This window comes from Pseudoalteromonas sp. MMG022 (assembly GCF_021654245.1).
Classification (GTDB): domain Bacteria; phylum Pseudomonadota; class Gammaproteobacteria; order Enterobacterales; family Alteromonadaceae; genus Pseudoalteromonas; species Pseudoalteromonas amylolytica.
In genome coordinates this window covers 159,584-184,621 of record NZ_JAKFZQ010000002.1, presented here as the reverse complement: position 1 = coordinate 184,621, position 25,038 = coordinate 159,584, and the positions used below count along the sequence as shown (strand labels likewise).

Genomic DNA, 25,038 nt, shown 5'->3' with positions numbered 1-25,038 from the left:
TGGCCCTAGCTCAAAATTCATGAACATGAAATAAAGAATTGATGTAAACTTAGGTTAAAACCCTGTGAAGATGGAAGTGGTTAAGATTGGTGACTAAAAACTCTGCACTATTAGAAAAAAAATTAGAACAAACTATCAAAGCCCGCAAAGCGCTTGAAACCGCACGCAAGCATCAGGTAGACGTACTGACACAATTTGCAGCCAAGCTGTCGCTTAGCTGTAAAGGGCAAGATGTAGCTTTAGACAACCAGTTGGCTAAGTTTCGTAGTGCACTACAAAAAGGTATGGACTTTATAGAAGTTGAACCTTTAATTGAGAGCATGAATGAAACACTCAAGAATCAGGAGGCCGTAAACTCTGCGAATAGGCGTGCACTCGAATTGAGCATAATGACAGCTGGCAAACAATTACAAAAAGTCAAAGGGCTACCTGATGATGGCCGTAGAAAGTTGCGTCACTTACTCGACCATGAACTTAGCAATATTAATACAACCAATGACTATATCCCGGTACTTGAGAAGCTTTCTGAGCTATATCAACAGGCGCTACAGTTAAAGTTGTCACAGGCAAATGTTACTGACGATACTAGGCAATCACAAAAGAACCCTGAGTTCGCTACCGAGCTGCTTAATTTAGCCAATGAGCTCACCTTTGATGAAGATGTTTCTCAAGAAGTCACCGCGATCAAGGGTAATATTACTTTAACTGACGATATCGATTCCTTGCTGAACGCAGCGCTTAGTATTATTCGGGTTATTGTGAAAAGCATTGCCCGTGAAAGGCAATCGGCGCAAGGGTTCTTAGTCTCTCTCAATCAAACATTAGAAGAGCTTAATACGTCAATCGTTGAGACGACTAAACATTCTCAAAACGTCAATAAGCAGATCACCAATCTAAACAAACGAATTGAAGCTAAAATCAATAGCCTAAACTCGCAGACTCAAAAAGCCACTTCCATAAGTGAGTTAAAGAGTTTAGTAGATGGTGAACTAAAGCTCCTCAGTCAAGACTTAATTGAGCGTGAGCGCATTGAAAGTGAGGATAAAAAAGCACTCTACGAGAGCTTTGAAAAAATCAATGACCGTATCAATGTACTTGAGGGCAAAGTTAATACCTATAAAAAGCGGTTATCTGAGCAACGCTATAAAAGCCTGCTGGATGGATTAACCAAGTTACCCAATCGCACCGCATTCGATGATAGGTTTCATCAAGAGTTTCATTTATTTGGAATTAATAAAAGCGATATAACCTTAGTCGTCATTGACGTTGACCACTTTAAATCAATCAACGATAAATATGGCCATAGTGCGGGTGATAAGACCCTACAGGTTATTGCTAGGGCACTCAAAAAAGCAATACGCAAAACTGATTTCATTGCGCGTTACGGCGGTGAGGAGTTTGTTCTACTGATGCCAGGATTACATTTGGAACATGCCAAGCAACCGCTTGAGAAAGTGCGTAACACTATTAAATCGATCCCTTTTAAATTTAAAGAGACGCAAGTACAAATCACCATATCTTTAGGCGCAACACAATTTAAAGAGGGTGATACCCCGCTCTCCGCTTTTGACAGAGCAGATAGCGCACTTTACGAGGCTAAAAATAGCGGCCGAGACCGGTTATGCCTTCGTGAATAATAAGGAGAAGCCTATGCAAGTACAGTTAAACCCAACTGGCGTACTAAATTTACTATCTCAATTAGAGGTAGACTTACTACAGCAATCTTCAAATAGCGAACGGTATAGGTTATTTCGCAACTGCGCGTTAGCAGTACTAAACGTGGGGAGTCACACTGACTCAAGTTCAGAAATTTATAATAAGTATCAAGATTTTGATATCAAGCTAATCGCCAGAGAACGGGGTATTAAGATAGCGTTGGATAACCCGCCAGAAACGGCGTTTGTTGATGGTGAGATTATTTCGGGTATTCATGAACATATATTTTCAGTCATTCGAGACATTCTGTTTATCTGCCAACGGCATCAGGAACAAATTAATACACCCCGTGAGATCACCCATATGGTGTTTGATATGTTACGCAACGCGGATGCGCTTGAAGTCAACAGTGATCCTAATATCATTACCTGTTGGGGTGGTCACTCAATTAATGAAACCGAGTATCAATACACCAAAGAAGTGGGCTATCAGTTAGGACTGAGAGGACTAAACATTTGCACAGGTTGCGGACCCGGTGCTATGAAAGGCCCAATGAAAGGCGCAACCATTGGTCATGCCAAGCAGCGGATCAGCAGCAATCGCTACCTTGGGCTAACAGAGCCAAGTATTATCGCCGCAGAGCCACCCAACCCAATTGTTAATGAATTAGTCATTTTACCTGATATCGAAAAACGGTTAGAAGCATTTGTGCGTACAGCGCACGGTATCATTATTTTCCCCGGAGGCGCTGGCACCGCCGAAGAATTACTTTATTTATTAGGCATTCTGCTACACCCCGAAAATGCGAAGCAGTGCTTGCCTGTGATACTCACGGGTCCAAAAGAATCCGCGGGATATTTTGAGGAAATCTGTGCCTTCATAAACAGTACATTGGGTGAAGCCGCATTAGAGAAGTTCGAAGTAATCGTTGATAATCCTGAACTTGTTGCGCAAAAGCTCAAAGCTGGTGTCAAAGAGGTTAGGGAGTACCGCAAAGAGCGTGGTGATGCATATTACTTCAATTGGACATTAAAAATAGACAATGAATTTCAAATGCCTTTTGCGCCAACACATCAAAATATGTCAGCATTAGATTTACATTTGGATCAACCGACACAGCAACTTGCGGCCAACTTACGTCGCGCTTTCTCAGGGATTGTAGCTGGAAACGTCAAAGACGAAGGGATCCAAGCCATCAAACAACATGGACCATATACTCTTTCTGGCGATACATCTCTGATGAAAGACATGGATAAATTATTGCGCGCATTTGTTGAACAAGGAAGAATGAAACTACCAGGCAGCAAATATATTCCCTGTTATCAAATAAAAGCATGAATCAAAAATTAGTACTTATAGATGCGCTGAATTTAATTCGGCGCATCTATGCCGTTGATGAACAACAAAGCCACCGCAGCGAAAAGCAAACCATACTGTCATGTAAGAGCCGTGTCAGTCATGCAACCCGTAAATTGCTCAGTTTGACACAAGCAACACATGCCATTGCAGTATTTGACGGGCAAAAAAGCTGGAGGTATCACTACTATCCCAATTACAAACACAGCCGTAAGCCCATGCCAAGCCTCCTCTTTGATAATCTAGTCACGATTAGCGAAGCATTTTGCGACTTGGGCGTCACAGTTTATAAGCCACAGCAGGATGAAGCCGATGATGTCATCGCAACCCTTGCATGCAAGGCCAAAGCAGCTGAAGTTCAATCTGTTATTGTATCTACTGATAAGGGGTTTATGCCGCTACTTGATGAGAAGATTGAAATTTATGACTACTTTAAGCGCCAATCGCTTTGTGACCAAGACATTATAGATCGCTTTGGTGTGAGCAAACATCAGCTTGTAGACTTTTGGGCACTGTGCGGAGACAAAACTAACGATATTCCAGGTATTGCTGGTATTGGTCAAAAATCGGCTGCCCAATTGGTCAAGCAATACCCAGATATTTCAACTGCACTTGAGGATCCTGATTGTAAAACAGCACTTAAGAACAAACTCACTCACGGTATGGGAGACTATGTTACCAGCAAACATTTGGTTACGCTTAGGACCGATATACATTTGGGTTTTAACATGAAACAGCTCAGACTCACACACCATGATGTTGATTAGTCGCAACTTGGGTTGTCGTCTGTTAAGCTTTGCTATACTCTCTGCCCGTTATTCAGTGAGTTGTTTATGATCAAAAAAGTATTGCAGTACATCGTATTGGGCCTTGCGGTTTATGCAGCAATTGTGATGTTGGTTATTAATTTTTATAAAGATGACCCTCAGGCCATGATATGGCAAGACAGGGAGGCATTTAACAATCGCTATATCAATAAACTGAAACCTGACCAAGACATCAGTATAAATGATGTGCTTGAAACCTTGGGCAGCCCCGATCTGACATACGTTAAAAAACAACCTGATAAAATGCTGCAAATCGTTTATTACAGAACGCAGCTCGTAAAACCTGATGGTATTACCACACAAGATGAATGCACAGGACTACTATTTGAAGATGGTAAATTAATCCTCTGGGGACCTGCTGCGAGTGTTGCCTACGAGAAGGCTTTGTAAAATGTCTGAGTTTAAGCCTAGCCCAGCGCATTTAAAACGCCTTTTTGAGCACACCCATCAGGCGCTTAGACTCTATTACAACAAGCAAAAATGGCCAGCAATTTACCCAACATTAAGCCAGCTCGCAGAACGTTTTGTACAAAGCTATCATCATCAGCCAAATGCTTTACATGCTCATTTACAGTTCTATGCCTCTGATCATGGCTATGCCACTAACCTGACAGTTAACCAATGCATTTTAGTGTGTGCTTTTTGCAGCGCTAATGGCTATGATGAAGACTTCACTGAAGAGTTAGTTATAGCAGCGTTAAGCGATCATTTATGCTGCTCAAATGAAACCAATAAAGCAGCCAGAGGTGAAGTACTTAGCGCACAGGAAACCAAGCTGGTTAAGCTTAGGCATCAGTTTGCAATTACCATGTTAGACACCGCGAACGTGCCACAAGGTCAACTACAGCGTATTCTGTCTCGGCTAGACAAATACACCACCGCTATTACTGGAAACAAGTCAATTCCCCTGTATGACAACACCAGCATTTTAGTCACGCTGGCAAAACGTATCGCTAAAGCCATAACGCCTCGGCCAAAAATAAAAACCTTTACAATAGTGCAAGCGCTTAAATCTCTGTATCTAGGAACGTATAATGAATTCGCGCAACTTTCATTATTGGCACTTGCAAGGCAAATCACCATCTATCCTGGGGGGTCTTTGGTGAACTACAAGGGTCAACATGCATTAGTGCTATGCGCTACTCATGATGGTTTCTTGTTGGTATTGCTAGATAACAACAATGCTGTAGGGATGATAAAAACCAGCAAACGCTTCATCCCACACTACCGCCCTATATCAACATCTGACCGAAAATTACTTTTTTCCATTTGGTTTAATGAGCAAATACCAAAGCCGATTCGAACGCATCAAAACCATGATGCAATTTGGCAAGCGATAAGCAACTTAGGTCAGCAACAATTTTTGGAATTTAAAGCGATAGAAAAGACTATCAAGCCATTTTCGCAGATCACCTATGCACTGCAACAGGCAGCTAGACAGTATAATCGGCAGGGACAAAAAGCCAGCACCGTACGTCATTGTCTAACCATGGTAGGACTTGATACAGCCGGTTTGCTTTGTCAGCGAGTGCTATTGGAAACGCTTATTTCCCAACTTCGCCACCCTTTTGCTGGAGACATATGGCATAAATACAATTATCTCAACAAACTTATCATGACGTTGTTAAGCAACGAGCATTCGGAACAATTCGAGCATTTTTTGAGTCCGTTTACCGCTGCTATATACTTTATCCTCGCCAAACATAGCTGTGCCATCCGCAGGCTCGTCAAAGGTAGCACTGAGGAGCTGAATGACAAGAGTATATCAATCGCCCATCTATTCGGCTTTGACCGATTAGACGAGATACAGTTCAGTGAGTTTACCAACAGATACTTTGCTAACTCACCGTCCCATCAGGTATTTTTGGAAACAGAAAAAGCAGAAAAAAGCACTCTTAGCAATACAGCTCGAACTCTGGTTGCAATAAAACTATTGGCAACCTATACACTGGGTGAAACTCAGGCTCTCAGTGCATGGCAAACGCAACTGCTTAATGAAGTGCTCAAAGAGTTTCAGTGGCTCTCCTTAGAACAATTTTGTGATGCTTTCATTGCTCACGGCCCCAGCTGCAGTATCGACTAAACTTGCTCTACAACCTCGCCTATTATTTACGCAATAAATAAAACATATAACAAGCATAAATGTTATGTATACCCTATTTGTCATTCCGTACTGGAATATATAGGCATAAATTGTTATAAAACGCGCTTAAATTTTCAAGCGAACACACGCCCTCCCTCTTTGTTTACTAAACTTCTCAGTAGTGCCCAATGGGTGTGGTGTATTATTTATTTTTGATAAAGGAAAAACCAGAATGGCTAAGCAAACCATTACCGTGATTAAAGGTGACGGCATCGGTCCAAGCATCATTGACTCAGCAATTGAGATCCTAAATGCAGCGGGCTGTGACTTCGACTATGAATTCGTAGATGCAGGTCTAGCTGCGTTAGAAAAAACTGGCGAGCTTCTGCCAAAAGAAACTCTAGATGTGATCGAAAAAAACAAGATCACACTTAAAGGTCCTCTAACGACTCCTGTTGGTGAAGGTTTTACCTCTATCAATGTAACGCTGCGTAAACACTTTGGTTTATACGCAAACGTACGCCCAGTTAAATCTTTTGCTGGTACTAAAGCGCGTTATGACGACATTGATATCATCACGGTACGTGAAAACACACAAGGTATGTATTCTGGTCTTGGTCAGGTTGTATCTGATGATGGCAATGAAGCAGAGGCGATGTCAAAAATCACCCGCGAAGGTGCACAGAAGATAGTAACATTCGCCTATGAGCTTGCGCGTCGTGAAGGCCGTAAGAAAGTAACAGCGGTTCACAAAGCAAACATTCTAAAATCAACTTCTGGCCTATTCTTGAAAGTGGCTCGTGAAGTAGGTGAGCGTTACCCTGACATTGAGTCAGCAGAGATGATTGTTGATGCAACATGTATGAAGTTGGTTATGACGCCTGAAGAGTTTGACGTAATTGTTACTACAAACTTATTCGGTGACATCTTATCTGACCTTTGTGCAGGCCTTGTTGGTGGCCTTGGCATGGCGCCAGGCGCAAACATCGGTGAAAACGCAGCCATCTTTGAAGCAGTACACGGTAGTGCTCCTGATATCGCAGGTAAAAACCTAGCTAACCCAACGTCTGTTATTCTTGCTTCAATTCAAATGCTTGAGTACTTAGAAATGGGTGAAACAGCTAACCGCATCAGAAGTGCTGTAGCAGACGTGATTAAGTCTGGTGACCGTACGACACGCGATTTAGGTGGCAACCACGGCACAACTGATTTCACACAAGCTGTGATCGAAAGACTATAATATCCAGTCGGGGGCTAACTTCTTTGGCCCCCTGTATTTGCACCTGTTAATGAGACAGACTTTTGTCTAAATCAATTGACTCCTTCTTGAATAAATAAATCCCACCGCCCAAAATACAGCATAATACATTCCGCACAAAGTTTAAAAACCACAATAAATACGCAAAATAATTCACATAACACCAAAAAATGCGTTTTTTATGCACATTTAAAGAACTCCCCTTGACATGGGTTGTAAAACAACATTTAATAACTTGCGTAAATTAACAAATAAAATTAACACCAAAATGAAACGTATTTTATCTAACCTACATGTCCTAGTCCTGGTCTTTATCTTAAGTCCAGCGGGGCCGTGTTGAGCAAATTTACGCTTTAACCCCGCAATTGCGGGGTTTTTTTTTGGAAAATTATCAACAGTGACAGCTAAAAACTGAGGAATGAGGATGAAAACAGAGCAATACAATGGCTCCGAGCTCGTTGTAAAAGCACTCGCAGCACTTAAGGTTGAATATATATTTGGGTACCCTGGTGGCTCAGTTTTGGATTTGTATGACGCGCTATTTCAGCAAAGCGACATTGAGCATATTTTAGTACGCCACGAACAAGCCGCTACTCATATGGCAGATGGCTATGCCAGAGCAACAGGCAAAGTGGGTGTAGTATTAGCAACTTCGGGGCCCGGTGCCACAAACTGCGTAACTGGTATTGCTACTGCCTACATGGATTCAATCCCTATGGTAGTGTTATCAGGTCAAGTTCCCTCGAACCTGATCGGTGACGATGCGTTCCAAGAAACAGATATTGTTGGGTGTTCAAGGCCTATCGTTAAGCACAGTTTCAATTGTCGTGACGCCGAGCAGATCCCGAACGTGTTAGCAAAGGCGTTTTATCTGGCCAGTACTGGTCGTCCTGGCCCCGTTGTTGTAGAACTCCCTAAAGACATTCTAAATCCATTACAGAAGTTTAACTATTTGATGCCACAAAGCATCGAAATGCGTACCTATAACCCAAGCGTTAAAGGTCATTCCAAACAAATCAAAAAGGCCGTAGAGGCGATTTTAGGCGCTAAGCGGTTAGTAATCTACTCAGGTGGTGGTATCGTATTATCTAATACCTCTGCACAGCTGACAGAACTTGTAGAAACACTTAACGCACCTATTACCAACACCTTAATGGGATTAGGGGGAATTAGCGGTACCCATCCAAACTTCATTGGTATGCTTGGTATGCACGGTAGCCTAGAGGCAAACAAAGCTATGGCCAATGCTGATGTGATTCTGGCGCTTGGTGCACGCTTTGATGACCGAGTTACAAATAATGTTAAGAAGTTCTGCCCAGAAGCAACGATAGTCCATGTAGACGTTGACCCTACGTCTATATCTAAAACTATCAAGGCTCATATCCCAGTGGTTGGCTGTCTTGCATCAGTATTAGAGCAATTGCAAGCGGCCATCGACAAAAGCCCTAGTCGTATCGATCGCAGTGCTCAGGAAGAATGGTGGCAGCAAATTACACAGTGGCGAGAACAAAAATGTTTGTCGTACGACTTGGGCGTAGATGTTATCAAACCGCAAACCGTTATTGAGAAAGTTTATCAGATCACTCAAGGTGATGCATATATCAGCTCAGACGTAGGTCAACATCAAATGTTTGCCGCTCAGTATTATCCGTTCAAAAACCCTCGACAATGGATCAATTCTGGTGGCCTTGGCACTATGGGGTTTGGCCTGCCTGCGGCTATGGGAGTTAAACTCGCTTTTCCTGAACAACATGTAGTCTGTGTTACAGGCGACGGTTCTATTCAGATGAATATCCAAGAGCTCTCTACCTGCTTGCAATATGGGTTGGCGGTAAAAATTGTCTCTTTGAATAACCGCTCTTTGGGCATGGTAAGACAATGGCAAGATATGATGTATGGCGGCAGGCACTCTAGTTCATACATGGAATCATTACCTGACTTTGTTGCTCTGGCGCAAAGCTATGGCCACATTGGGATCCGCGTTGATCATCCAAGTGAACTAGATGACGCGTTAGAAAAAGCGTTTGCTATCACAGATAGACTGGTGTTTTTAGATATTCGTGTCGACGAAAAGGAACACGTATATCCGATGCAAATCAAACTAGGTGCCGTTGATGATATGTGGCTTAAAAAAGGAGTAAAAGCATAATGCGTAGAATACTGAGTATCTTATTGGAAAACGAACCTGGTTCTTTGTCACGCATCGTGGGCCTCTTTTCCCAGCGGGCCTATAACATCGACAGCTTAACAGTTGGCACCACGGCAGATCATACACTGTCGCGGATCACCATCACCACGCATGGTGACGACAGAGTTGTGGAACAAATTACCAAACAAGTTAACAAGCTCGTGGATGTGCTTAAGATTATTGACTTAACCGAAGTGCCGCATATTGAGCGCGAACTCTTGCTCGTGAAAGTATTTGCCAAAGATGAAGCCACAAGAGCTGCGGTTACACGCATCGCTGATGTCTATCAAGGCTCAATCATAGATATGGGTAAGCAAAGCTATACGTTACAGTTATTGAGCAATGCAGAGCGATTAGAGTCGTTTTTAGACATGCTGCGTCACGAAAGCGACATCATCGAATTGGTTCGTTCAGGAGCTGTTGGCATAGGACGTGGTGATAAAGCGCTAAAAGGCTGATAGTTTAGCAAAAACAAAGGGACCAATCGGTCCCTTTGTTATATCAACTTGTAACCTTATTAAGGGTTAACTTGGTCTTTCAGTCCTTTACCCGCTTTGAAGCTTGGAATATTTGCCGCTGCGATTTGGATTTCAGCACCTGTTTGTGGGTTACGGCCAGTACGTGCCGCACGCTCTTTCACTGAGAATGTACCAAAACCAACCAGTGCAACTGAATCACCTTCTTTCAAAGAATTGGTTACGGCACCAGTAAATGCTTCCAGCGCACGCGCCGCTGCTGCTTTAGAAATTTCAGCATCTGCTGCCATCTTTTCAACTAGTTGAGCTTTATTCATTATTAGATTCCTATTCATTGAACATTTTGCCTAAGCAAAACCTATGTTTATGCATTTTAGCCAGATGTGCAACCATTTCCTGAAAAATTTAACTAAAATTTGTTAAAAGCCAGTAATGGCGCGCTTTCATAGCGCATTCCGCACTAATCTTACTAAACTTTTACAAACTAGCAAGCGCAATCAAAATACGCAATACCTTGTGAGTGATAAATTAACTTTTCGCAAATAACCAATCATAAATGATGATCATAAATAAGGTACAAACGAGCCAAAGTACACCAAATGTCGGGTAAAATTGCTCGACTGGAACACCTATCTTAAACACGCCAAAATTACCCGCGAAAATATAACTTAAAGGCGCAAGTACACCTAGCACCACCGCACCAAGCCTCCTGGGCAGGGTGAAAATAGCCCTTAGTGAGCTGTCAAATGTTAAAATCAAACCACCCCAAAGAACCACGAGCCATAACGGTAACGTTTGTTGGGGATGAACAATTAATCCCATACCAATTGCTGATGTTTCCAAAATGATTGCCAAAGGCAAACAGCTCAGCAACAGATAAAGCTGCTTAACCTTGTTTGAGAGCGTCAACAGCAGCAATAAGCATAGAAACAACATAAGCCATAGCGCTTGCCCTTGATAGAGCAAGGCACAGAACCAACACGCCTGAAAAAGCGCAAAGTTAGTAATTAAGCGTGCTACAGCACTGTGACGATACATAATTTGGCTTTCTCGCAACAAGATGCACCGTACTCGTTGCACGTTGTTTGAATGCACCTTCACAATAGCAAAGGTAGAACTCCCAGAGGCGATAAAAACGTTGGTCAAATTTACCGTGATCTAGTGTTGGCCATGACTGTTTAAAGCGGCGATACCAATCATGCAAAGTTCTCGCATAGTGTAAGCCAATGTCGCTGATGTTATGCACTACCATATTGGTATTGTTACACAATTGTTTATTCAATTCGGTTATAGAGGGTAAACAACCACCGGGAAAAATATATTGCTGAATAAAGTCGGACTTTTTCAAGTAATGTGGGTACCTCTGACAGGCTATTGTGATAGCTTGGATAAGCATCGCGCCGTTGTCTTTAAGTAGGGCGTCACACTTTGCAAAAAAGCCAGCCAGATACTCATGCCCTACCGCTTCAATCATTTCGATAGAGACTAATTTATCAAAACGCCCCTGTAACTCTCGATAGTCCTGCTTGAGCAATGTAATTCTACTTTCTAACCCTAACTCTTTGATTTTCTCACTTACATAAGTAAATTGTTCTTCAGAAATAGTGGTAGTCGTAACATGACAGCCATATTTTTGTGCTGCGAAGATTGCAAAAGCGCCCCACCCAGTGCCTATCTCAATTACTTGTTCACCCGGTTTTAGGTCGAGCTGCGTACATATGGTTTCTAATTTGTGCTGTTGTGCCTGCTCTAAGGTGCTTGTTTTATTTGGATAGATAGCGCTTGAATAAAGCATTTCTTCACTTAAAAATGAACTGTACAACTCATTACCTAAGTCGTAATGTGCAGCGATGTTCTTTTTCGAACCTTGCTTTGAGTTTTTGTTACGCAGATGGCGCAAGTTGTTTGCAAAGCCAGTGATAAATGCAAATTTTTTCTCAAAGGCATCAAGCTGAGACTGATTCAGAGCAAATATTTCTATGAGAGTGGTCAAATTAGAACAGCGCCAGTAGCCTTCGATGTAAGCCTCTGCAGCACCAACACTGCCTCCCAAAGCAAACAGTTTAAACATAGCTGGGTCAACAATGGTGACAGTGCATTGGTATTCGCTACCTGTTTCTCCAAACTCATAAACCTGCTCCCCCATTATCACTTTTAAATGACCTGTTTGAATGCTTTCAAATGCAGAAAAAACCAGTCTACGATAGAGTTTCTCTATCCAGGAAAGGGAGATTTGTCTTTGAATTACTGTGGTATTTTCCATTTTAACGTCCCGGGTGTCCCACAAAGGGCACTTTTTTTAGAAACAACTTTAAAGCTTGCCAATAAATACTTTTGAAAATTGACAAAGTCATCACAGGAAAACGCATTAACAAGGCAGTTATATTTTTTTGAACCAATGCTTGCTTTTTAAGTCGCAAGGTCGCCTCAAACAGTAACTGTTGCTCTTGTTTGTTTTCGATATGGATCAAGGCCTTATCATTTTGGATTTTTACATACCAATGATAGTTCATGTTTAAATCCATAAATGGTGATACGTGAAAAGCTTTTTTAAAGTTCACTTTTTGGTTTAATTTCACCACATAACAATGCCGTTCATTCCACGGCGTGTTGCTTACCTCGGCCAACATGTGGGTAAACTCGCCTTGGCTGTCTAAGAAGAAGAAAAAATTCACTGGACTAAAATACACACCAAAACAACGTAACTGACAAAGCAGCATTACTTTGTCACTACTGCTACTTTCTCCAAGCGTCATACTGGCTTGTAAGGCCCGTTCCTTTAGAGGTCCTGTGTAGTGGGTCAAATAGTCATCTTGGTTGAACTTTAATAGCTTTACACCCGAAGTGCCAAACAATGGGTGGATATCGTTTAATTGTTCAACTTCATCTAAGTCTATCCAAGCCATATAGAGTGGATAATTAAATTGATGTTCTATCGGTGTATGCCTTTTGTGCCTGATGTCACCTACAAACAGGCCACTATTTAAACTTTGCTTCAAAACTCAACACCCAGTTGCCTAGCAACATCAACGGCGCTGCGTACACCGTCTTCATGAAAACCATTAAACCAATAAGCACCACAAAAATAGCTGTGGCGTTTGCCGTCAATCTGTGGCTTACGTTTTTGAGCTGCAATACTTTTTCGGTTAAACACGGGATGATGATAGGTAAAACGCCTCAGTATCTTCATCTCGTCAATCCCTTGGTCATAATTTAGGGTGACACAAAACGGTTTAGGACTACTTATTCCTTGCAAAATATTCATTTGATAGGTGACCACTGCAGCTTTGTCTGTTTGCTTATCCAACAAGTAATTCCAGCTGGCCCATGCGGCTTTTCTCTCTGGGAGCAAACTGTCATCTGTATGCAGCACTACCGAGTTTTCAGTGTAGGGGATCGCACCTAATACTGATAACTCATCTTCACTGGCATCTGCCAATAAGGCTAAAACCTGATCAGAGTGGCATGCAAAAACCACTTTATCGAACCGATGTGTCTCACCACTGTGCATGTGTATTTCAACGCCTGTTTCATCTCGTACTACAGCGCTGATATTAGCTTTAAGATGAATTTTGTCTTTAAACGCAGCTACCAAAGGTGCTATATATTCACGAGATCCGCCCGGAATAACGTACCATTGCGGTCGATTGGTAATGTCCAACAAACCATGGTTATAGAAAAACTTAACGAAAAACTCCACTTCAAACTGAGCCATTTCTTTGATGCTGGTTGACCAAATAGCTGCGCCCATTGGCAAGATATAATGAAGTTGAAAGAATTCGTTAAAGCCATGAAGTTGCAACAACTCACCCAAGGTAGTGTAGCGACTGTAATCTTCGTTTTGGTGAATGCGCTTGCAAAGTTTGTTGAATCTGACAATGTCATAAAGCAAGCGCCAGAATTTAGGCCGAAACACGTTACGTTTTTGCGCAAACAAAGTAGAAAACGTATGACCATTGTATTCAAAGCCTGTTTGCGTGTTACGTACGCTAAAACTCATTTGCGTTGCTTGACGTTCAACATTCAATTGCGCAAGTAGCTTTTCAAAGTTCGGATAGGTTCTGTCATTAAAAACGATAAACCCCGTATCAACAGCGTAACTTTTGCCATCAAGCGCTACATCGACTGTGGCAGTATGGCCGCCAATGTAGTCATTTTTTTCAAATACGGTTACATCGTATTGCTTATTTAGCAAATACGCAGTTGTCATACCTGAAATACCTGAGCCAATCACAGCTATCTTTTTCAACGTTTTATTCCTTTTGATAAAAACAGCCATACGTTCACAGGTAACAGCTGTAACAGTTTGAGTATCAAGGTAAACCTTTTCGGGAAATGGATATCTTTGCGTCTTTTACTAATCCCCTTTGTTATCGCTTTGGTTGCTTGCTCAACAGATACAGCCATGGGCATTGGGAAATCGTTTTTTGCGGTCAGTGGAGTTTTAACAAAACCAGGATGCACCACACTGACGTCTATATCTTCTAAATCAACCGCAAGCGACTGAGCTAAGTAACTAGCCCCCGCCTTTGACGCGCCATAAGCCTGAGCTCGTGGAAGCGGTAAAAACGCCGCGCTAGAACTAACAATCACAAGCTGCCCACCCGCTTTAACTTTAGGTAGCAGCGTTTCTAAGCAGTAGCCAAGTGACAATAGGTTCGCCTCAATCACCCGTTTGAATAATGCCCCATCAAAATGTTTAGCATCATCTATATATTCACAATTACCCGCATTGAGAATTAATATGTCTAAGGTTTCAATATGTTGGCACGCGGATGCGATAGATGCAGGTTCTGTGACATCTAGTTTGAGCGCTATCGTATTATCTTTTCGCGCCAAATCCTCTAGTGCCTTGTCATTGCGACCACATGCGTATACAAAGCACTGTTGGGCATAATGCTCGGCTAGACCTCGGCCTATACCTGATGTCGCACCGGTAATAAGTACCCTTTTCATGAGTTTGCAACCCGTTTGTCTATGAGTTTAATCATGTGTTTCAAAACAGGAATGTGCCGATATAGCATCGCTGCTGCATCGAAATAATCGTGATGATAAATGACTTTATTATCACTAAAGCGCAAATGACTATGACCCTTAACCCAAACGTCTTTCCCTTGGTTCAAATGCTTATGTGTAAAGCGCATATCCCAATACACAAATGCGTTATCGTTTACATCAAAGGTATCCAATATTTGAAATTCGATAGAACTTACATTGGCGTACATAGCCGCAAAATAATCTTCAAGTTTATCCAAGCCCTGTAGCGCATGTAGGGGGTCTGTAAAATGAACTTGTGGGTGATATACCTGCTTCAACACTGACAAATTATCTTTACCAAGTTGCTGGTACATATCAATAAAACGCTCAGTTAAAGTGTGCATGTTTAAACCTTAAATGCTGCCAAAGCCCTCGCTCTGGCTTCCTTATGATCAACAATGGGGGCCACATAATCAGAGCTTTGCTTGAGTGCCAAGTAATCGTGTGGAAAATGAATATGTTTATCTGGTACTTCATTAAGCTCTGGCACATATTTACGGATGAAGTCCCCTTGGGGATCAAACTTTTCGCTCTGAGCTATTGGGTTAAATATTCTAAAATATGGCTGCGCATCACATCCTGTGCTTGCTGCCCATTGCCACCCTCCATTGTTACTAGCCAAGTCCCCATCAATTAAGTTTTGCATAAAGTACTTTTCACCACGACGCCAATCAATTAATAGGTGTTTAGTAAGAAAGCTCGCCACTATCATACGTAATCGATTGTGCATCCATCCTGTTTGGTTTAGCTGGCGCATGGCCGCATCCACTATCGGATAGCCCGTCCTTCCCTCGCACCAGGCCGAAAACTGCTGTTCATCCTGACGCCAAACAACCTCATCATACTTTTCATTAAAGTTTCTGTGGCGACACAGCTGCTCAAAACTAATGATAAGATGCCGATAAAACTCTCTCCAAATCAACTCATTCACCCAGCAAAACTCTGAACTACTGGTGGTATGTAAAATGTCTGGGTAGTAAAGCTGTAACTGTGCTAACAGTTGTTTCACGCTGATAATGCCAAGCGCCAGATAAGGACTCAACCCAGACGTACCTTTCACACTGGGAATATCCCTTTGTGCTTGATACTTGCCACATTTATACTCGATGAAATGATTAGCTATTTGCGCAATATTCTCATCATCTACTGGCCACTTACTCGAACTACCATCGCTTGTTAGGCACTTAGCTACTTGCCAGGTGGTGTAATTGGCACTTTTCTCTTTCGGCCAGCTGGGTATATAAAAGTGCGTTTGTTCATATTGCTTTAACCACGCTTTTTTGAATGGCGTAAAAACCTTGAACATTTCGCCACTTTTGGTTTTAACACTATGTGGCGGTGCAACTAAGTCACCATCATAGAGCTTTAATTCAAGTCCTTGAGTTTGGCATAGTCTATCTCGCTCACGTTCATTCACTTCGTATTCCGTGTTGGCGTAGACTAAATTTGTGCTTCGCTCATCACAAAAATCTTTTAGTGCTTTTGGTATCTCAGCAAAAGTATCAACTTCTACAATGTGTAACGTAATAGCGTACTGCGCCAACGCTTCTCCCAACCATGCTACTCTACGCTTGAGTAAATCAATTTGAATGGGTGCTACATCGTGCTCGCGCCATTGCTTTTCGCAAACAAAAAAAAGTGCCTCGCTGGCACCATTTTCAACCGCAGCTATCAGTGCTTCATTGGCAAAATAGCGAAGGTCTCGTCGAAACCAAAATATCGGAGTCATTAAATTCCAAACCTCAACTTAAGTTCATTTGGGTAAGGGTCAAAATACACTTGCTGTGCTAGGTATTCATTTGGATGTACTTTAAGGTGATGCTTTAGTAATGTAAGTGGTACATACAAAGGCACCAGTCCCTTACGGTATTCATCGATTGCGCTACATAACTCCTGCTTTTCAATCTTCGAAAGGTCGTTTTTAAAGTATCCCTGCAAATGAGTCAGCGTATTTGTTTGATTCTTCCTAGATGCAGGACTAGACAGCGCATTCATTAAACCCGAAATATAATTGTCTTTTACCTGTTCGATTGGCTCAGCCGCAGCTTGCGCCAAATATCTACCAAGTGCTCTGTATGACTCATAGTTGTGACTCATCACCAAATATTTGTGCTTAGCATGAAATTGTGTCAGCTCATGTAGACCTACAGGAGAAGCAACCAGCTCTTGCCAGCTTTTGAACACATAGACACGCATCACAAAGTTTTCACGCAAATGTGGATCGTTCAAACGGCCATTTTCCTCACATGGCAACAAAGGGTTGTGGGTCATAATCTGTTTTGCAAAAAAGCCTATGCCTTCCGAGGTGTTACCAGTGCCTGCTTCGTTGTATATTTTCACCCGCTCCATGCCACAACTTGGGCTTTTGGCGCAAAACACAAACCCTGATAAACTTTTTGCTTGCTCAGTGGCGACTCGCTTACCATATTCCGTCAGTTGCTCCCCTACGTCACCACTGCCATCAGGTCGACAGACTTTAATCGTATCTCCAACTTTCACCTGCCTAATCGTTGGCCTTGGAATAGGCAAGCCAACAGCTACCTCTGGGCAAAACTTTACATACTCAACGTGATGAACCAATTCATCCATACAGAAATTTGAGCGTTTATGGCCCGTATCAAACCTAACCTTGTCACCTGCTAAGCAGGCGCTAATACCTATCTTTATTGATGATGTTATTTGCATTGCTACCTTGCCTAGTAAATTAGGTTACCAATTGGATTCAGAAGTTTGCTTAGCCCTTTATTGAAATGCAGAGCGCTATTTACCACAGTAAAGCACAAGCAACCCGATTCTGTTGCTGGAGAGTGATGATGACGGCCATCGAGCCAAATAAAATCCCCTGGTACATAAGCGCCACTTTCATCTGAAAATTCACCATCTAACAATAGCGTAAGTTCAAAACCAGTATGGGTGTGGTGAGGGATCTCGCCACCAGCAGCGATTTGTAGCAAGCTTGCACGTAATTCCCCATCATCCACTTGTAAGCGAGCGCGAGCAAGTTTGCCCAGCTGCACAAAGCTGCTAAGTTGTGAGTTAGCAATAGCGCGCGGCAATTCAATTGTCTTATTTTGATAATTGAGTGTTTGTGGTGCGTTGCCTTTGGGCATGTCTATGTCATCATTGGCGGTGATCTGCTCAAAAAGATTGGCAAACTCGTCTTGTGCCATATCATCCTCAAAGTCTGTAAATAGCGCTTCAGCGTTCGATTGTTCAAGGTTTTGCACCTTGATGCGACAACACTCACACAACTCTAAATGTGCAGCAACAGCAATGCTCAGTGTCGCTGGAAGCGCGCCTTGACTGAATTGAATTAATAACTGCTCAGTTGGATGATGTTTAATCATTGCTATCTCCTATTTCTGCTCGGAGCTTTTGTAATGCGAGTCTTAATCTAGACTTGACCGTTCCAACTGGAATACTCAAATGCTCTGCTAACTGCTCTTGGGACATTTCTTGAAAGTACACTCCTTTTACCACCTCTTGTTGAGCAAGTGGCAATTTACTAATGTAGTCTCGGATTTGTTTGCTCTGCAGGTGATCTTGAAAGTCAGGGTCTGCCATCTGCTCTTCTTGAAGCAACGGCCAAATATCTTCGCTTATATGTTCTTCTTTATTACTTTTCATTTTTCTAAGCGCATCAAAAGAGGCGTTGCGCATAACAGTGTAAACCCAAGTTGTGGCTGCTCCCCGATCTGGGTGATATAAATGCGCTTTTCGCCACACTGAAGTCAATGTTTCTTGAACAAGTTCCATTGCCAACGCCTCGTTGCCAAATTGTTTAACTCCAAAGCGCTTTATTTTTGGCGCAAAATACTCAAACAACTGGGCAAATGCGCGCTTGTCTCTGTGCTGTGCGACTTTACACAATGCGTCCGTTAACGCTTGTGTTGGTGCTTGTTCCATGTTGGTTTTGTTTCCCGCAACTGCGCGTGAATCGCATCGAAGTGCATGGTCGACCATAGCTAGGTTCTCTTCATACTATCTATAACTAAATTCTACGAAGGTGTGCACGTGATGGATCACTCTGATTGATATAAAACAGTATGGAGGAAATCAACCACTTGTTCAAAGTTTCCATTCGCACGAAGCTTATGTTTTTCAGCAATATTTATGGGCAGTAGCTCCAACCAGCGACTGGCGACCCAAAGCGGATCATGAAAATGTTTCTCTCTATATAATTGGTCTAAATGGGGGTGTTGCGAAAACAGCTCAGCAAGCATCTCACTCATATCACTGATGAAGTGAGTTGCTTTTATCTCATTACGATCCCAAACATACTCGTCAAGCACAGTAACATCCGCATGACGTAATTTTTGTTCGTCTTGAAAGGGTGCTGACAGGCGCACACGATGTTTAGCATAAACGTCAATTAAAAGCTGACCATCCTGATCCTGAGAGAAATCAATAATATCAACAAGCACACCTTCGTTTGGTACGTTAAGCACAGCCTGCTCAACATACTCACACAAAACAAAGCCTTGTGTGTTTTTTAGCGCTTCACCTACCATGCTAAGATATCTTGGTTCAAAAATCCTGAGCCGGGTATACCCGCCCGGTAGTAAAAATATTGGCAAAGGGAAAATGGCTCGTTTCATAATTACCCAGTTATGCGTTAAAACATGTATTAGGGTACGCAGCGCTTTGCAATTACGATCAGCTGTTTTCTAACCATTGGTATTTTTTCATGCTGACTTTATTGTTCTTAAAGAATACACCTTCTGATTCAAGTAACCGACGCTGTTGAAAATGCTTTTCAGATTCCTCGGGAAACGAAATCTTTCCTTGGCTATTGATAACTCGATGCCAAGGTAGTGAACTTTGCTCGGGTAAGTTTTTTAACAAACGGCCCACAGCCCTTGATTGATTGGCAAAGCCAGCCAACTTTGCCAATTGTCCATAAGCGGCAACCTGACCCGCTGGTATCGAACCAATTAAGGTGTACACGCGCTCTTTAAATGCATCATCAATATTACTGCTTGGCATATTGTTTTCCTATCGCTTTAAATCTTTGCCAAATAGCTCTGGCCACAGGTCCGTGGTGTCTCGCTAACTTTCTAAAAGCATGAATCTTTGCGGTAAAGGTACTTTGTCTATCACTCACCGCTATCTGTTGTAACAGGCCACTGTCCAACTCTGACCGACAGTGGCTTAGACTTATCATCGCAAACCCTGTACCAGTTAGCAAAAATGACTTGATTGATGCAATATCATCCAGCTTCATCATACCCGCACCTTTGGCATATGAGAGCCTATCGCTATCAAAGTTAAAGCCGCTTTCAAACATTGCAAGACAAGGGTACTTCGCCAATTCTTCGTAACTTACACTCGGCGGAATCAAACCTGTTTTAGCAACCAATCCTAGGCGAATTTCACCTATTTCAATCGACTCCAAGTCGCCCGTAGCATGAAACAAATCAAACCATGGTCCAATACCGATGTCAGCAACACCACTATTTACCTGTTCAAGCGCTACAAATCGCTTACCACTTGTAATCGCCATTTCGGTATGCGGGAATTGTTTAAATGTATCTCCGATAGCCGTGTTGTATTGATCCTGATAACACAGTGGCTCATAACAAATATTAAACTTGGCTTCATTTCCGGCTGAAAACTCGTTCGCTAACGTTTGTAAATCATCTCTCAAAACTAACAGCTTTGATGATTCTTCACAGAACCTTTTACCCTTTTCAGTTAAAGTCACACGATAGCTACTTCTATTAATGAGTGTAAAACCGAGTTGTTCTTCTAGTCTTTTTAATGCTTGTGTCACGGCTGGCTGCGTTTTAAACAACTGTTGAGCAGCTTCACTTAGACTGGCCGTTTTACCGACCACATGCAATATTTCTAGGTCTGAAATCTTCATAAACAAATTTTATATAGATTCTAATTTTATATAATTTTTATTTTATATGGATTTTATATACTCTGCACCCCAAGTTTGCTTATAAATCGGTTAGATGGAGTTATTACATGTACAGAATCACCGCCTTTGCAACAGCACTGCTTTTGCTCTTCGGCTGCCAAGACCATGACGTGGCAACTGATAAAGATGCGCCTATTCGTCCGGTAAAATTAATTACCGTGACCAATAACACCCAAGGAGATGTAAGAAGTTTTCCCGCTGAGGTTGTCGCTAATCAAGGTTCATATTTGGCATTTCGAGTCAACGGTGAATTGATGGAATTTCCTGTACTGGCGGGTCAGCAAGTCGTAAAAGGTCAGTTGCTTGCCAAGCTTGACCCCGAGGATTTTATACTGCAACTAGAACAACGCAAGGCACAGTACGAACTTGCTTCATCACAGTTGTCTCGAATTGAATCGCTTTATAAAAAGTCCATAGCTAGCAAATCTGAATATGATCAAGCGCTTGCCAATAAGCAAGTGGCAGAGTCGGCACTTAAAATTGCGCAAACGAATTTGCAAAACAGTGAATTACGCGCACCATTTAGCGGCACCATAGCGAAAGTCTTCGTCAAAAACTATGAGAACGTCGTAGCCAAGCAGAATATATTAAGATTGGAAACCCGCGATATGATGGATGTGGTGATCCAAGTACCGGAAAAGCTCGTTGCCCGCGTTGATAAAGACCTAGATTATCATCCAAGTGTTGTATTTGATGGCTATCCTGATAAGTCATATAAGCTAACCATTAAAGAATGGGATACTCAGGCCGACCCGGCCACATTGAGCTACAAAGTGGTGTTCACGTTACCTATCCCTGACGACTTCAACCTGCTAGCAGGTATGACCGGTCACGTGTACATCGACCGCAGTAAAATTACGCAAATGACTTCTCATCAAATCACTGTACCCGTATCTGCGGTCTTCTCTGATCAAACAAAACCACTTAACAACGATTCATATGTATGGCTTTACGATGAGGCAACCCAAACCGTCAGTAAACAAGCTGTGAAAGTCGGTAAAATGCGTGAGCAAAGCATTGAAATTACCGAAGGCCTTTCTGGTGGTGAAATTATTGTTGCAGCAGGTGTTCATCACCTTCATGAAGCACTAAAAGTGCGTCCATGGACTAAGGAGCGAGGGCTGTAACTATGAGTCTGGCAAAATGGTCTATTGAAAATAAAGTGATCAGCTGGATGTTTGCTCTGCTGCTACTGCTTGCTGGAACTGTTTCATATTTTGGCTTAGGACAGCTTGAAGATCCTGAGTTTACCTTAAAAAAAGCGATGGTCGTCACCCTCTACCCTGGCGCCTCCCCGCAGCAGGTTGAAGAGGAAGTAACTTTTGTTATTGAAAATGCAATACAACAACTCCCTTATGTGGACTATGTAACTTCGATTTCATCAGCTGGGAAGTCACAAATCACCGTTGAAATGAAGAGCTCTTATCGTAAAGAGGACCTCAGACAGATCTGGGATGAACTTAGACGAAAAATAACCGATCTTAAACCAAACCTACCGCCTGGTGTTTATTCACCCAAAGTGATAGACGACTTCGCAGATGTTTATGGGGTGATGTATGCGGTTACGGGTCAAGGATACTCTTACGACGAACTAAAAGATTATGTAGATTACCTTAAACGCGAACTAGTACTAGTCGATGGTGTGAGTAAAGTAACTGTTGCAGGTGAACAGCAAGCGCAAGTTATTGTGGAGATCTCTACGCAAAAACTATCACAGCTTGGCATTGCACCCTCATACATTTTTAACCTATTACAGTCACAAAATAGCGTTTCAAACGCAGGAAAAATACGCGTCGGTGATGAGTCTATTCGTTTACACCCTACCGGTGAGTTTCAAGATGTCACTGAGCTTGAACATTTACTGATCTCTAAACCCGGCGCAAAAGAGCTTATTTATTTAGGTGATGTGGCTCGCGTCAGCAGAGAATATGCCGAGATCCCCTCGCATATCACTCGCTTCAACGAACAGCGAGCGTTGTTGGTGGGTGTTTCGTTCAGCTCTGGCGTGAACGTGGTTGATATAGGTAAAGCTATCAATAAACATTTGGCGTCACTTGAGTATCAGCGTCCACATGGCATTGAAATAAACACGGTTTACCATCAGCCGAATGAAGTTGAAAAGTCGGTAGATGGCTTTATCGTGAGCCTGCTTGAGGCAGTCGCTATTGTTATCGTGGTTTTGCTGATTTTCATGGGTGTTAAAAGCGGCATACTGATAGGTGCGGCGCTCTTACTTACCGTGCTGGGTACGTTCATATTTATGAAGATATTTGCAATTGACTTGCAAAGGATTTCGCTTGGCGCGTTGATTATTGCGCTAGGTATGTTGGTCGATAACGCCATTGTTGTAACCGAAGGCATACTCATCAATTTAAAGCGTGGTCAAAGCAAACTACAAGCCGCTGTGAATATTGTTGAGCAGACTAAATGGCCACTGTTAGGTGCAACCGTTATCGGTATCACGGCGTTTGCTCCGATTGGTTTAAGTAGTGATGCCAGTGGTGAGTTTGCAGGTTCACTCTTTTGGGTATTACTGATCTCACTCTTACTAAGCTGGATCACCGCAATTACACTCACACCATTTTTTGCTGATTTGCTGTTCAAAACATCTCAGCAAAACGGTACTGATGGCTCTGATGACGATCCTTATAAAGGTGCTATTTTTACCGTGTATAAAACGTTGCTGTCGTATTCACTCAGACACAGAGCCATAACGATCGGGTTTATGGTATTACTGCTTGGTGTTGCGTTAGTTGGCTTTAAACAAGTTAAACAATCGTTTTTCCCTGCATCAAACACGCCCATGTTTTATGTAGATTACTGGCATTATCAAGGCGCAGATATCAGAAGCACCGCTGATAATCTCGCTGCAATAGAAACATTTTTAAAACAAGACCCGCTTGTTACAGAAGTCACCGCCACGATTGGTCAAGGTGCGCCGAGGTTTATGCTCACCTATGCGCCTGAAAAGCAATATGCGGCATATGGGCAACTTATCGTCAGGGTGCAAGATAGAGAAGCGGTAACAACCATGATAGCCAAACTTAGAGAGTACGAGGCCAATAGCGCTATCTCGGGGGAGCTAAAAATAAAACGCATGGAAATAGGCCCATCAACCGATGCCAAAATTGAAGCGCGTTTTTCAGGCCCCGACCCAGTCGTACTCAGGCAGCTCGCAGCGCAGGCTAAAGCTGTGCTCGCGAAGGACGAAGGCGCATTTAACATCAAGGATAATTGGCGACAACGCACCAAAGTATTGAGACCTGAATTTAATGAGCAAAAAGCACGCCGTTTGGGGATCAGTAAAACAGATTTGGACCAATTGCTGCTAACGAGCATCAGTGGCAGTAAGGTTGGCCTTTATCGAGATGGTACACAACTACTGCCTATTATCGCGCGCTCCACTGAAGAAGAGCGTAAGAATGTCGAGAACCTTAGCGATCTGCAGATATTCAGCCCAGTGCTTGGCCTGTATGTGCCAATAACACAAGTGGTTGACGCATTTAATGTGATGTGGGAAGACCCATTAATCATGCGTCGCGACCGCAAACGTACCATCACAGTAATGGCGGATCATGATGTGATTGGCGATGAAACACCTGCGAAGCTTTTTGCACGCATACGCAGTGACATTGAAGCTATAGAGTTACCCCATGGCTATGAAATGCAGTGGGGTGGTGAGTTTGAGTCATCTTCAAAGGCTCAAAAGGCCATCTTTGGTTCGCTTCCAGTTGGCTATCTTGCTATGTTTATGATCACCGTATTACTCTTTAACTCTGTGAAAAAGCCTTTGGTTATTTGGTCTACAGTACCGTTGGCTGTAATTGGTGTTACGGCAGGCTTGGTGTTATTAAATGCACCATTTAGCTTTATGGCTTTGCTTGGACTGTTGAGTTTATCAGGTATGCTTATCAAAAATGGTATTGTGTTGATGGATCAGATCAATTTAGAACTGGAGCAAGGTAAAGTCCCCTATCAGGCGGTATTTGACTCAGGCGTTAGCCGCGTCAGGCCTGTTTCAATGGCAGCTATCACCACTATTTTAGGTATGATCCCTCTACTATTTGATGTGTTTTTTCAGTCGATGGCAGTAACCATTATGTTTGGTTTGGGCTTTGCGACAATTCTAACGCTTATTGTTCTACCTGTTATGTATTGTCTGGTGTTTGGTATCAAACAGCCGAAGAGCTAACTTATAAAGGCCCGAAAGGGCCTTTAAACTTCTAGTTTC

Annotated in this window: 24 protein-coding genes; 10 read left to right on the top strand and 14 right to left on the bottom strand. The window is 42.6% G+C overall.

Annotated features, from left to right (window positions below; genetic code table 11):
• Window positions 1–89: 89 nt before the first annotated feature.
• The 8 genes from L1070_RS02535 (at window position 90) to ilvN (ending at window position 9,826) form a co-directional block, all read left to right on the top strand.
• Complete coding sequence (locus L1070_RS02535) at window positions 90–1,637, top strand: diguanylate cyclase (protein ID WP_237124357.1); 1,548 nt, start codon at window positions 90–92, stop codon at window positions 1,635–1,637.
• A 13-nt stretch (window positions 1,638–1,650) separates the two neighbouring features.
• Entirely contained in the window at window positions 1,651–2,994 is a 1,344-nt protein-coding gene (gene ppnN, locus L1070_RS02530; RefSeq protein WP_237124356.1) for a nucleotide 5'-monophosphate nucleosidase PpnN, read from the top strand.
• Window positions 2,991–3,779 (top strand): flap endonuclease Xni, encoded by a 789-nt coding sequence (gene xni / locus L1070_RS02525; protein WP_237124355.1) that lies wholly within the window; start codon window positions 2,991–2,993, stop codon window positions 3,777–3,779. The genes ppnN and xni overlap by 4 nt, the downstream gene beginning before the upstream one ends.
• A gap of 66 nt (window positions 3,780–3,845) precedes the next feature.
• Window positions 3,846–4,229, top strand: coding sequence for a DUF3192 domain-containing protein (locus L1070_RS02520; RefSeq protein ID WP_237124354.1), 384 nt, complete (start codon window positions 3,846–3,848; stop codon window positions 4,227–4,229).
• 1 nt (window position 4,230) lies between these two features.
• Complete coding sequence (locus tag L1070_RS02515; RefSeq protein ID WP_237124353.1) at window positions 4,231–5,922, top strand: hypothetical protein; 1,692 nt, start codon at window positions 4,231–4,233, stop codon at window positions 5,920–5,922.
• Between the two features lie 232 nt (window positions 5,923–6,154).
• Window positions 6,155–7,162, top strand: coding sequence for an isocitrate dehydrogenase (locus L1070_RS02510; protein WP_070982958.1), 1,008 nt, complete (start codon window positions 6,155–6,157; stop codon window positions 7,160–7,162).
• 442 nt (window positions 7,163–7,604) lie between these two features.
• A complete protein-coding gene (locus L1070_RS02505; protein WP_070982959.1) occupies window positions 7,605–9,329 on the top strand; it encodes an acetolactate synthase 3 large subunit in 1,725 nt (574 codons plus the stop codon).
• Window positions 9,329–9,826 (top strand): acetolactate synthase small subunit, encoded by a 498-nt coding sequence (ilvN, locus tag L1070_RS02500; protein ID WP_070982960.1) that lies wholly within the window; start codon window positions 9,329–9,331, stop codon window positions 9,824–9,826. The genes L1070_RS02505 and ilvN overlap by 1 nt, the downstream gene beginning before the upstream one ends.
• A gap of 59 nt (window positions 9,827–9,885) precedes the next feature.
• Here ilvN and L1070_RS02495 read toward each other — a convergent pair whose 3' ends face one another.
• The 14 genes from L1070_RS02495 to L1070_RS02430 all read right to left on the bottom strand — a co-directional run bounded on the left by L1070_RS02495 (window position 9,886) and on the right by L1070_RS02430 (window position 20,747).
• A complete protein-coding gene (locus L1070_RS02495; RefSeq protein WP_070982961.1) occupies window positions 9,886–10,161 on the bottom strand; it encodes an HU family DNA-binding protein in 276 nt (91 codons plus the stop codon).
• A gap of 211 nt (window positions 10,162–10,372) precedes the next feature.
• Window positions 10,373–10,882, bottom strand: coding sequence for a DUF2878 family protein (locus L1070_RS02490; RefSeq protein WP_237124352.1), 510 nt, complete (start codon window positions 10,880–10,882; stop codon window positions 10,373–10,375).
• Window positions 10,845–12,107 carry a cyclopropane-fatty-acyl-phospholipid synthase family protein gene (locus L1070_RS02485; RefSeq protein WP_237124351.1) on the bottom strand — a complete coding sequence of 421 codons (1,263 nt, stop codon included), beginning with the start codon at window positions 12,105–12,107 and terminating at the stop codon, window positions 10,845–10,847. The genes L1070_RS02490 and L1070_RS02485 overlap by 38 nt, the downstream gene beginning before the upstream one ends.
• Window position 12,108: 1 nt before the next feature.
• The gene (locus L1070_RS02480) at window positions 12,109–12,843 is read right to left on the bottom strand and encodes a DUF1365 domain-containing protein (protein WP_237124350.1); all 735 of its coding nucleotides are present in this window, start codon (window positions 12,841–12,843) and stop codon (window positions 12,109–12,111) included.
• Complete coding sequence (locus tag L1070_RS02475; RefSeq protein ID WP_237124349.1) at window positions 12,840–14,093, bottom strand: FAD-dependent oxidoreductase; 1,254 nt, start codon at window positions 14,091–14,093, stop codon at window positions 12,840–12,842. Before L1070_RS02475 ends, L1070_RS02480 begins: the two co-directional genes overlap by 4 nt.
• Complete coding sequence (locus tag L1070_RS02470) at window positions 14,090–14,800, bottom strand: SDR family NAD(P)-dependent oxidoreductase (RefSeq protein ID WP_237124348.1); 711 nt, start codon at window positions 14,798–14,800, stop codon at window positions 14,090–14,092. Before L1070_RS02470 ends, L1070_RS02475 begins: the two co-directional genes overlap by 4 nt.
• Entirely contained in the window at window positions 14,797–15,225 is a 429-nt protein-coding gene (locus L1070_RS02465) for a nuclear transport factor 2 family protein (protein ID WP_070982967.1), read from the bottom strand. Before L1070_RS02465 ends, L1070_RS02470 begins: the two co-directional genes overlap by 4 nt.
• Before the next feature lie 2 nt (window positions 15,226–15,227).
• On the bottom strand, window positions 15,228–16,610 hold the full coding sequence (gene phrB, locus L1070_RS02460) for a deoxyribodipyrimidine photo-lyase (RefSeq protein WP_237124347.1): 1,383 nt from the start codon (window positions 16,608–16,610) through the stop codon (window positions 15,228–15,230).
• Window positions 16,610–17,566, bottom strand: a complete 957-nt coding sequence (locus L1070_RS02455; protein WP_237124346.1) for a DUF523 and DUF1722 domain-containing protein — start codon at window positions 17,564–17,566, stop codon at window positions 16,610–16,612. Before L1070_RS02455 ends, phrB begins: the two co-directional genes overlap by 1 nt.
• 11 nt (window positions 17,567–17,577) lie before the next feature.
• Complete coding sequence (locus L1070_RS02450; RefSeq protein WP_070982970.1) at window positions 17,578–18,228, bottom strand: ChrR family anti-sigma-E factor; 651 nt, start codon at window positions 18,226–18,228, stop codon at window positions 17,578–17,580.
• On the bottom strand, window positions 18,221–18,844 hold the full coding sequence (locus L1070_RS02445) for a sigma-70 family RNA polymerase sigma factor (RefSeq protein ID WP_237124345.1): 624 nt from the start codon (window positions 18,842–18,844) through the stop codon (window positions 18,221–18,223). Before L1070_RS02445 ends, L1070_RS02450 begins: the two co-directional genes overlap by 8 nt.
• 59 nt (window positions 18,845–18,903) lie before the next feature.
• The gene (locus tag L1070_RS02440; RefSeq protein ID WP_237124344.1) at window positions 18,904–19,479 is read right to left on the bottom strand and encodes an LON peptidase substrate-binding domain-containing protein; all 576 of its coding nucleotides are present in this window, start codon (window positions 19,477–19,479) and stop codon (window positions 18,904–18,906) included.
• Window positions 19,480–19,537: 58 nt separating this feature from the next.
• A complete protein-coding gene (locus tag L1070_RS02435; RefSeq protein ID WP_237124343.1) occupies window positions 19,538–19,867 on the bottom strand; it encodes an MGMT family protein in 330 nt (109 codons plus the stop codon).
• Window positions 19,854–20,747, bottom strand: coding sequence for a LysR family transcriptional regulator (locus tag L1070_RS02430; protein ID WP_237124342.1), 894 nt, complete (start codon window positions 20,745–20,747; stop codon window positions 19,854–19,856). The genes L1070_RS02435 and L1070_RS02430 overlap by 14 nt, the downstream gene beginning before the upstream one ends.
• Window positions 20,748–20,854: 107 nt before the next feature.
• On the opposite strand from L1070_RS02430, the gene L1070_RS02425 reads away from it, so the two are divergent.
• Window positions 20,855–21,934 (top strand): efflux RND transporter periplasmic adaptor subunit, encoded by a 1,080-nt coding sequence (locus L1070_RS02425; protein ID WP_237124341.1) that lies wholly within the window; start codon window positions 20,855–20,857, stop codon window positions 21,932–21,934.
• Window positions 21,935–21,936: 2 nt separating this feature from the next.
• Entirely contained in the window at window positions 21,937–24,999 is a 3,063-nt protein-coding gene (locus tag L1070_RS02420) for an efflux RND transporter permease subunit (protein ID WP_237124340.1), read from the top strand.
• Window positions 25,000–25,038 lie beyond the last annotated feature (39 nt).

What these genes read in the sequence shown, in the direction of transcription:
- L1070_RS02465 (WP_070982967.1), bottom strand. Translation starts at nt 15,225, where the DNA reads ATGCACACTTTAACTGAGCGTTTTATTGATATGTACCAGCAACTTGGT.
- L1070_RS02425 (WP_237124341.1), top strand. Translation starts at nt 20,855, where the DNA reads ATGTACAGAATCACCGCCTTTGCAACAGCACTGCTTTTGCTCTTCGGC.
- L1070_RS02435 (WP_237124343.1), bottom strand. Translation starts at nt 19,867, where the DNA reads ATGCCAAGCAGTAATATTGATGATGCATTTAAAGAGCGCGTGTACACC.
- phrB (WP_237124347.1), bottom strand. Translation starts at nt 16,610, where the DNA reads ATGACTCCGATATTTTGGTTTCGACGAGACCTTCGCTATTTTGCCAAT.
- L1070_RS02520 (WP_237124354.1), top strand. Translation starts at nt 3,846, where the DNA reads ATGATCAAAAAAGTATTGCAGTACATCGTATTGGGCCTTGCGGTTTAT.
- L1070_RS02445 (WP_237124345.1), bottom strand. Translation starts at nt 18,844, where the DNA reads ATGGTCGACCATGCACTTCGATGCGATTCACGCGCAGTTGCGGGAAAC.
- xni (WP_237124355.1), top strand. Translation starts at nt 2,991, where the DNA reads ATGAATCAAAAATTAGTACTTATAGATGCGCTGAATTTAATTCGGCGC.
- L1070_RS02455 (WP_237124346.1), bottom strand. Translation starts at nt 17,566, where the DNA reads ATGCAAATAACATCATCAATAAAGATAGGTATTAGCGCCTGCTTAGCA.
- L1070_RS02420 (WP_237124340.1), top strand. Translation starts at nt 21,937, where the DNA reads ATGAGTCTGGCAAAATGGTCTATTGAAAATAAAGTGATCAGCTGGATG.
- L1070_RS02430 (WP_237124342.1), bottom strand. Translation starts at nt 20,747, where the DNA reads ATGAAGATTTCAGACCTAGAAATATTGCATGTGGTCGGTAAAACGGCC.
- ilvN (WP_070982960.1), top strand. Translation starts at nt 9,329, where the DNA reads ATGCGTAGAATACTGAGTATCTTATTGGAAAACGAACCTGGTTCTTTG.
- L1070_RS02495 (WP_070982961.1), bottom strand. Translation starts at nt 10,161, where the DNA reads ATGAATAAAGCTCAACTAGTTGAAAAGATGGCAGCAGATGCTGAAATT.
- L1070_RS02490 (WP_237124352.1), bottom strand. Translation starts at nt 10,882, where the DNA reads ATGTATCGTCACAGTGCTGTAGCACGCTTAATTACTAACTTTGCGCTT.
- L1070_RS02450 (WP_070982970.1), bottom strand. Translation starts at nt 18,228, where the DNA reads ATGATTAAACATCATCCAACTGAGCAGTTATTAATTCAATTCAGTCAA.
- L1070_RS02470 (WP_237124348.1), bottom strand. Translation starts at nt 14,800, where the DNA reads ATGAAAAGGGTACTTATTACCGGTGCGACATCAGGTATAGGCCGAGGT.
- L1070_RS02440 (WP_237124344.1), bottom strand. Translation starts at nt 19,479, where the DNA reads ATGAAACGAGCCATTTTCCCTTTGCCAATATTTTTACTACCGGGCGGG.
- L1070_RS02505 (WP_070982959.1), top strand. Translation starts at nt 7,605, where the DNA reads ATGAAAACAGAGCAATACAATGGCTCCGAGCTCGTTGTAAAAGCACTC.
- L1070_RS02485 (WP_237124351.1), bottom strand. Translation starts at nt 12,107, where the DNA reads ATGGAAAATACCACAGTAATTCAAAGACAAATCTCCCTTTCCTGGATA.
- L1070_RS02515 (WP_237124353.1), top strand. Translation starts at nt 4,231, where the DNA reads ATGTCTGAGTTTAAGCCTAGCCCAGCGCATTTAAAACGCCTTTTTGAG.
- ppnN (WP_237124356.1), top strand. Translation starts at nt 1,651, where the DNA reads ATGCAAGTACAGTTAAACCCAACTGGCGTACTAAATTTACTATCTCAA.
- L1070_RS02510 (WP_070982958.1), top strand. Translation starts at nt 6,155, where the DNA reads ATGGCTAAGCAAACCATTACCGTGATTAAAGGTGACGGCATCGGTCCA.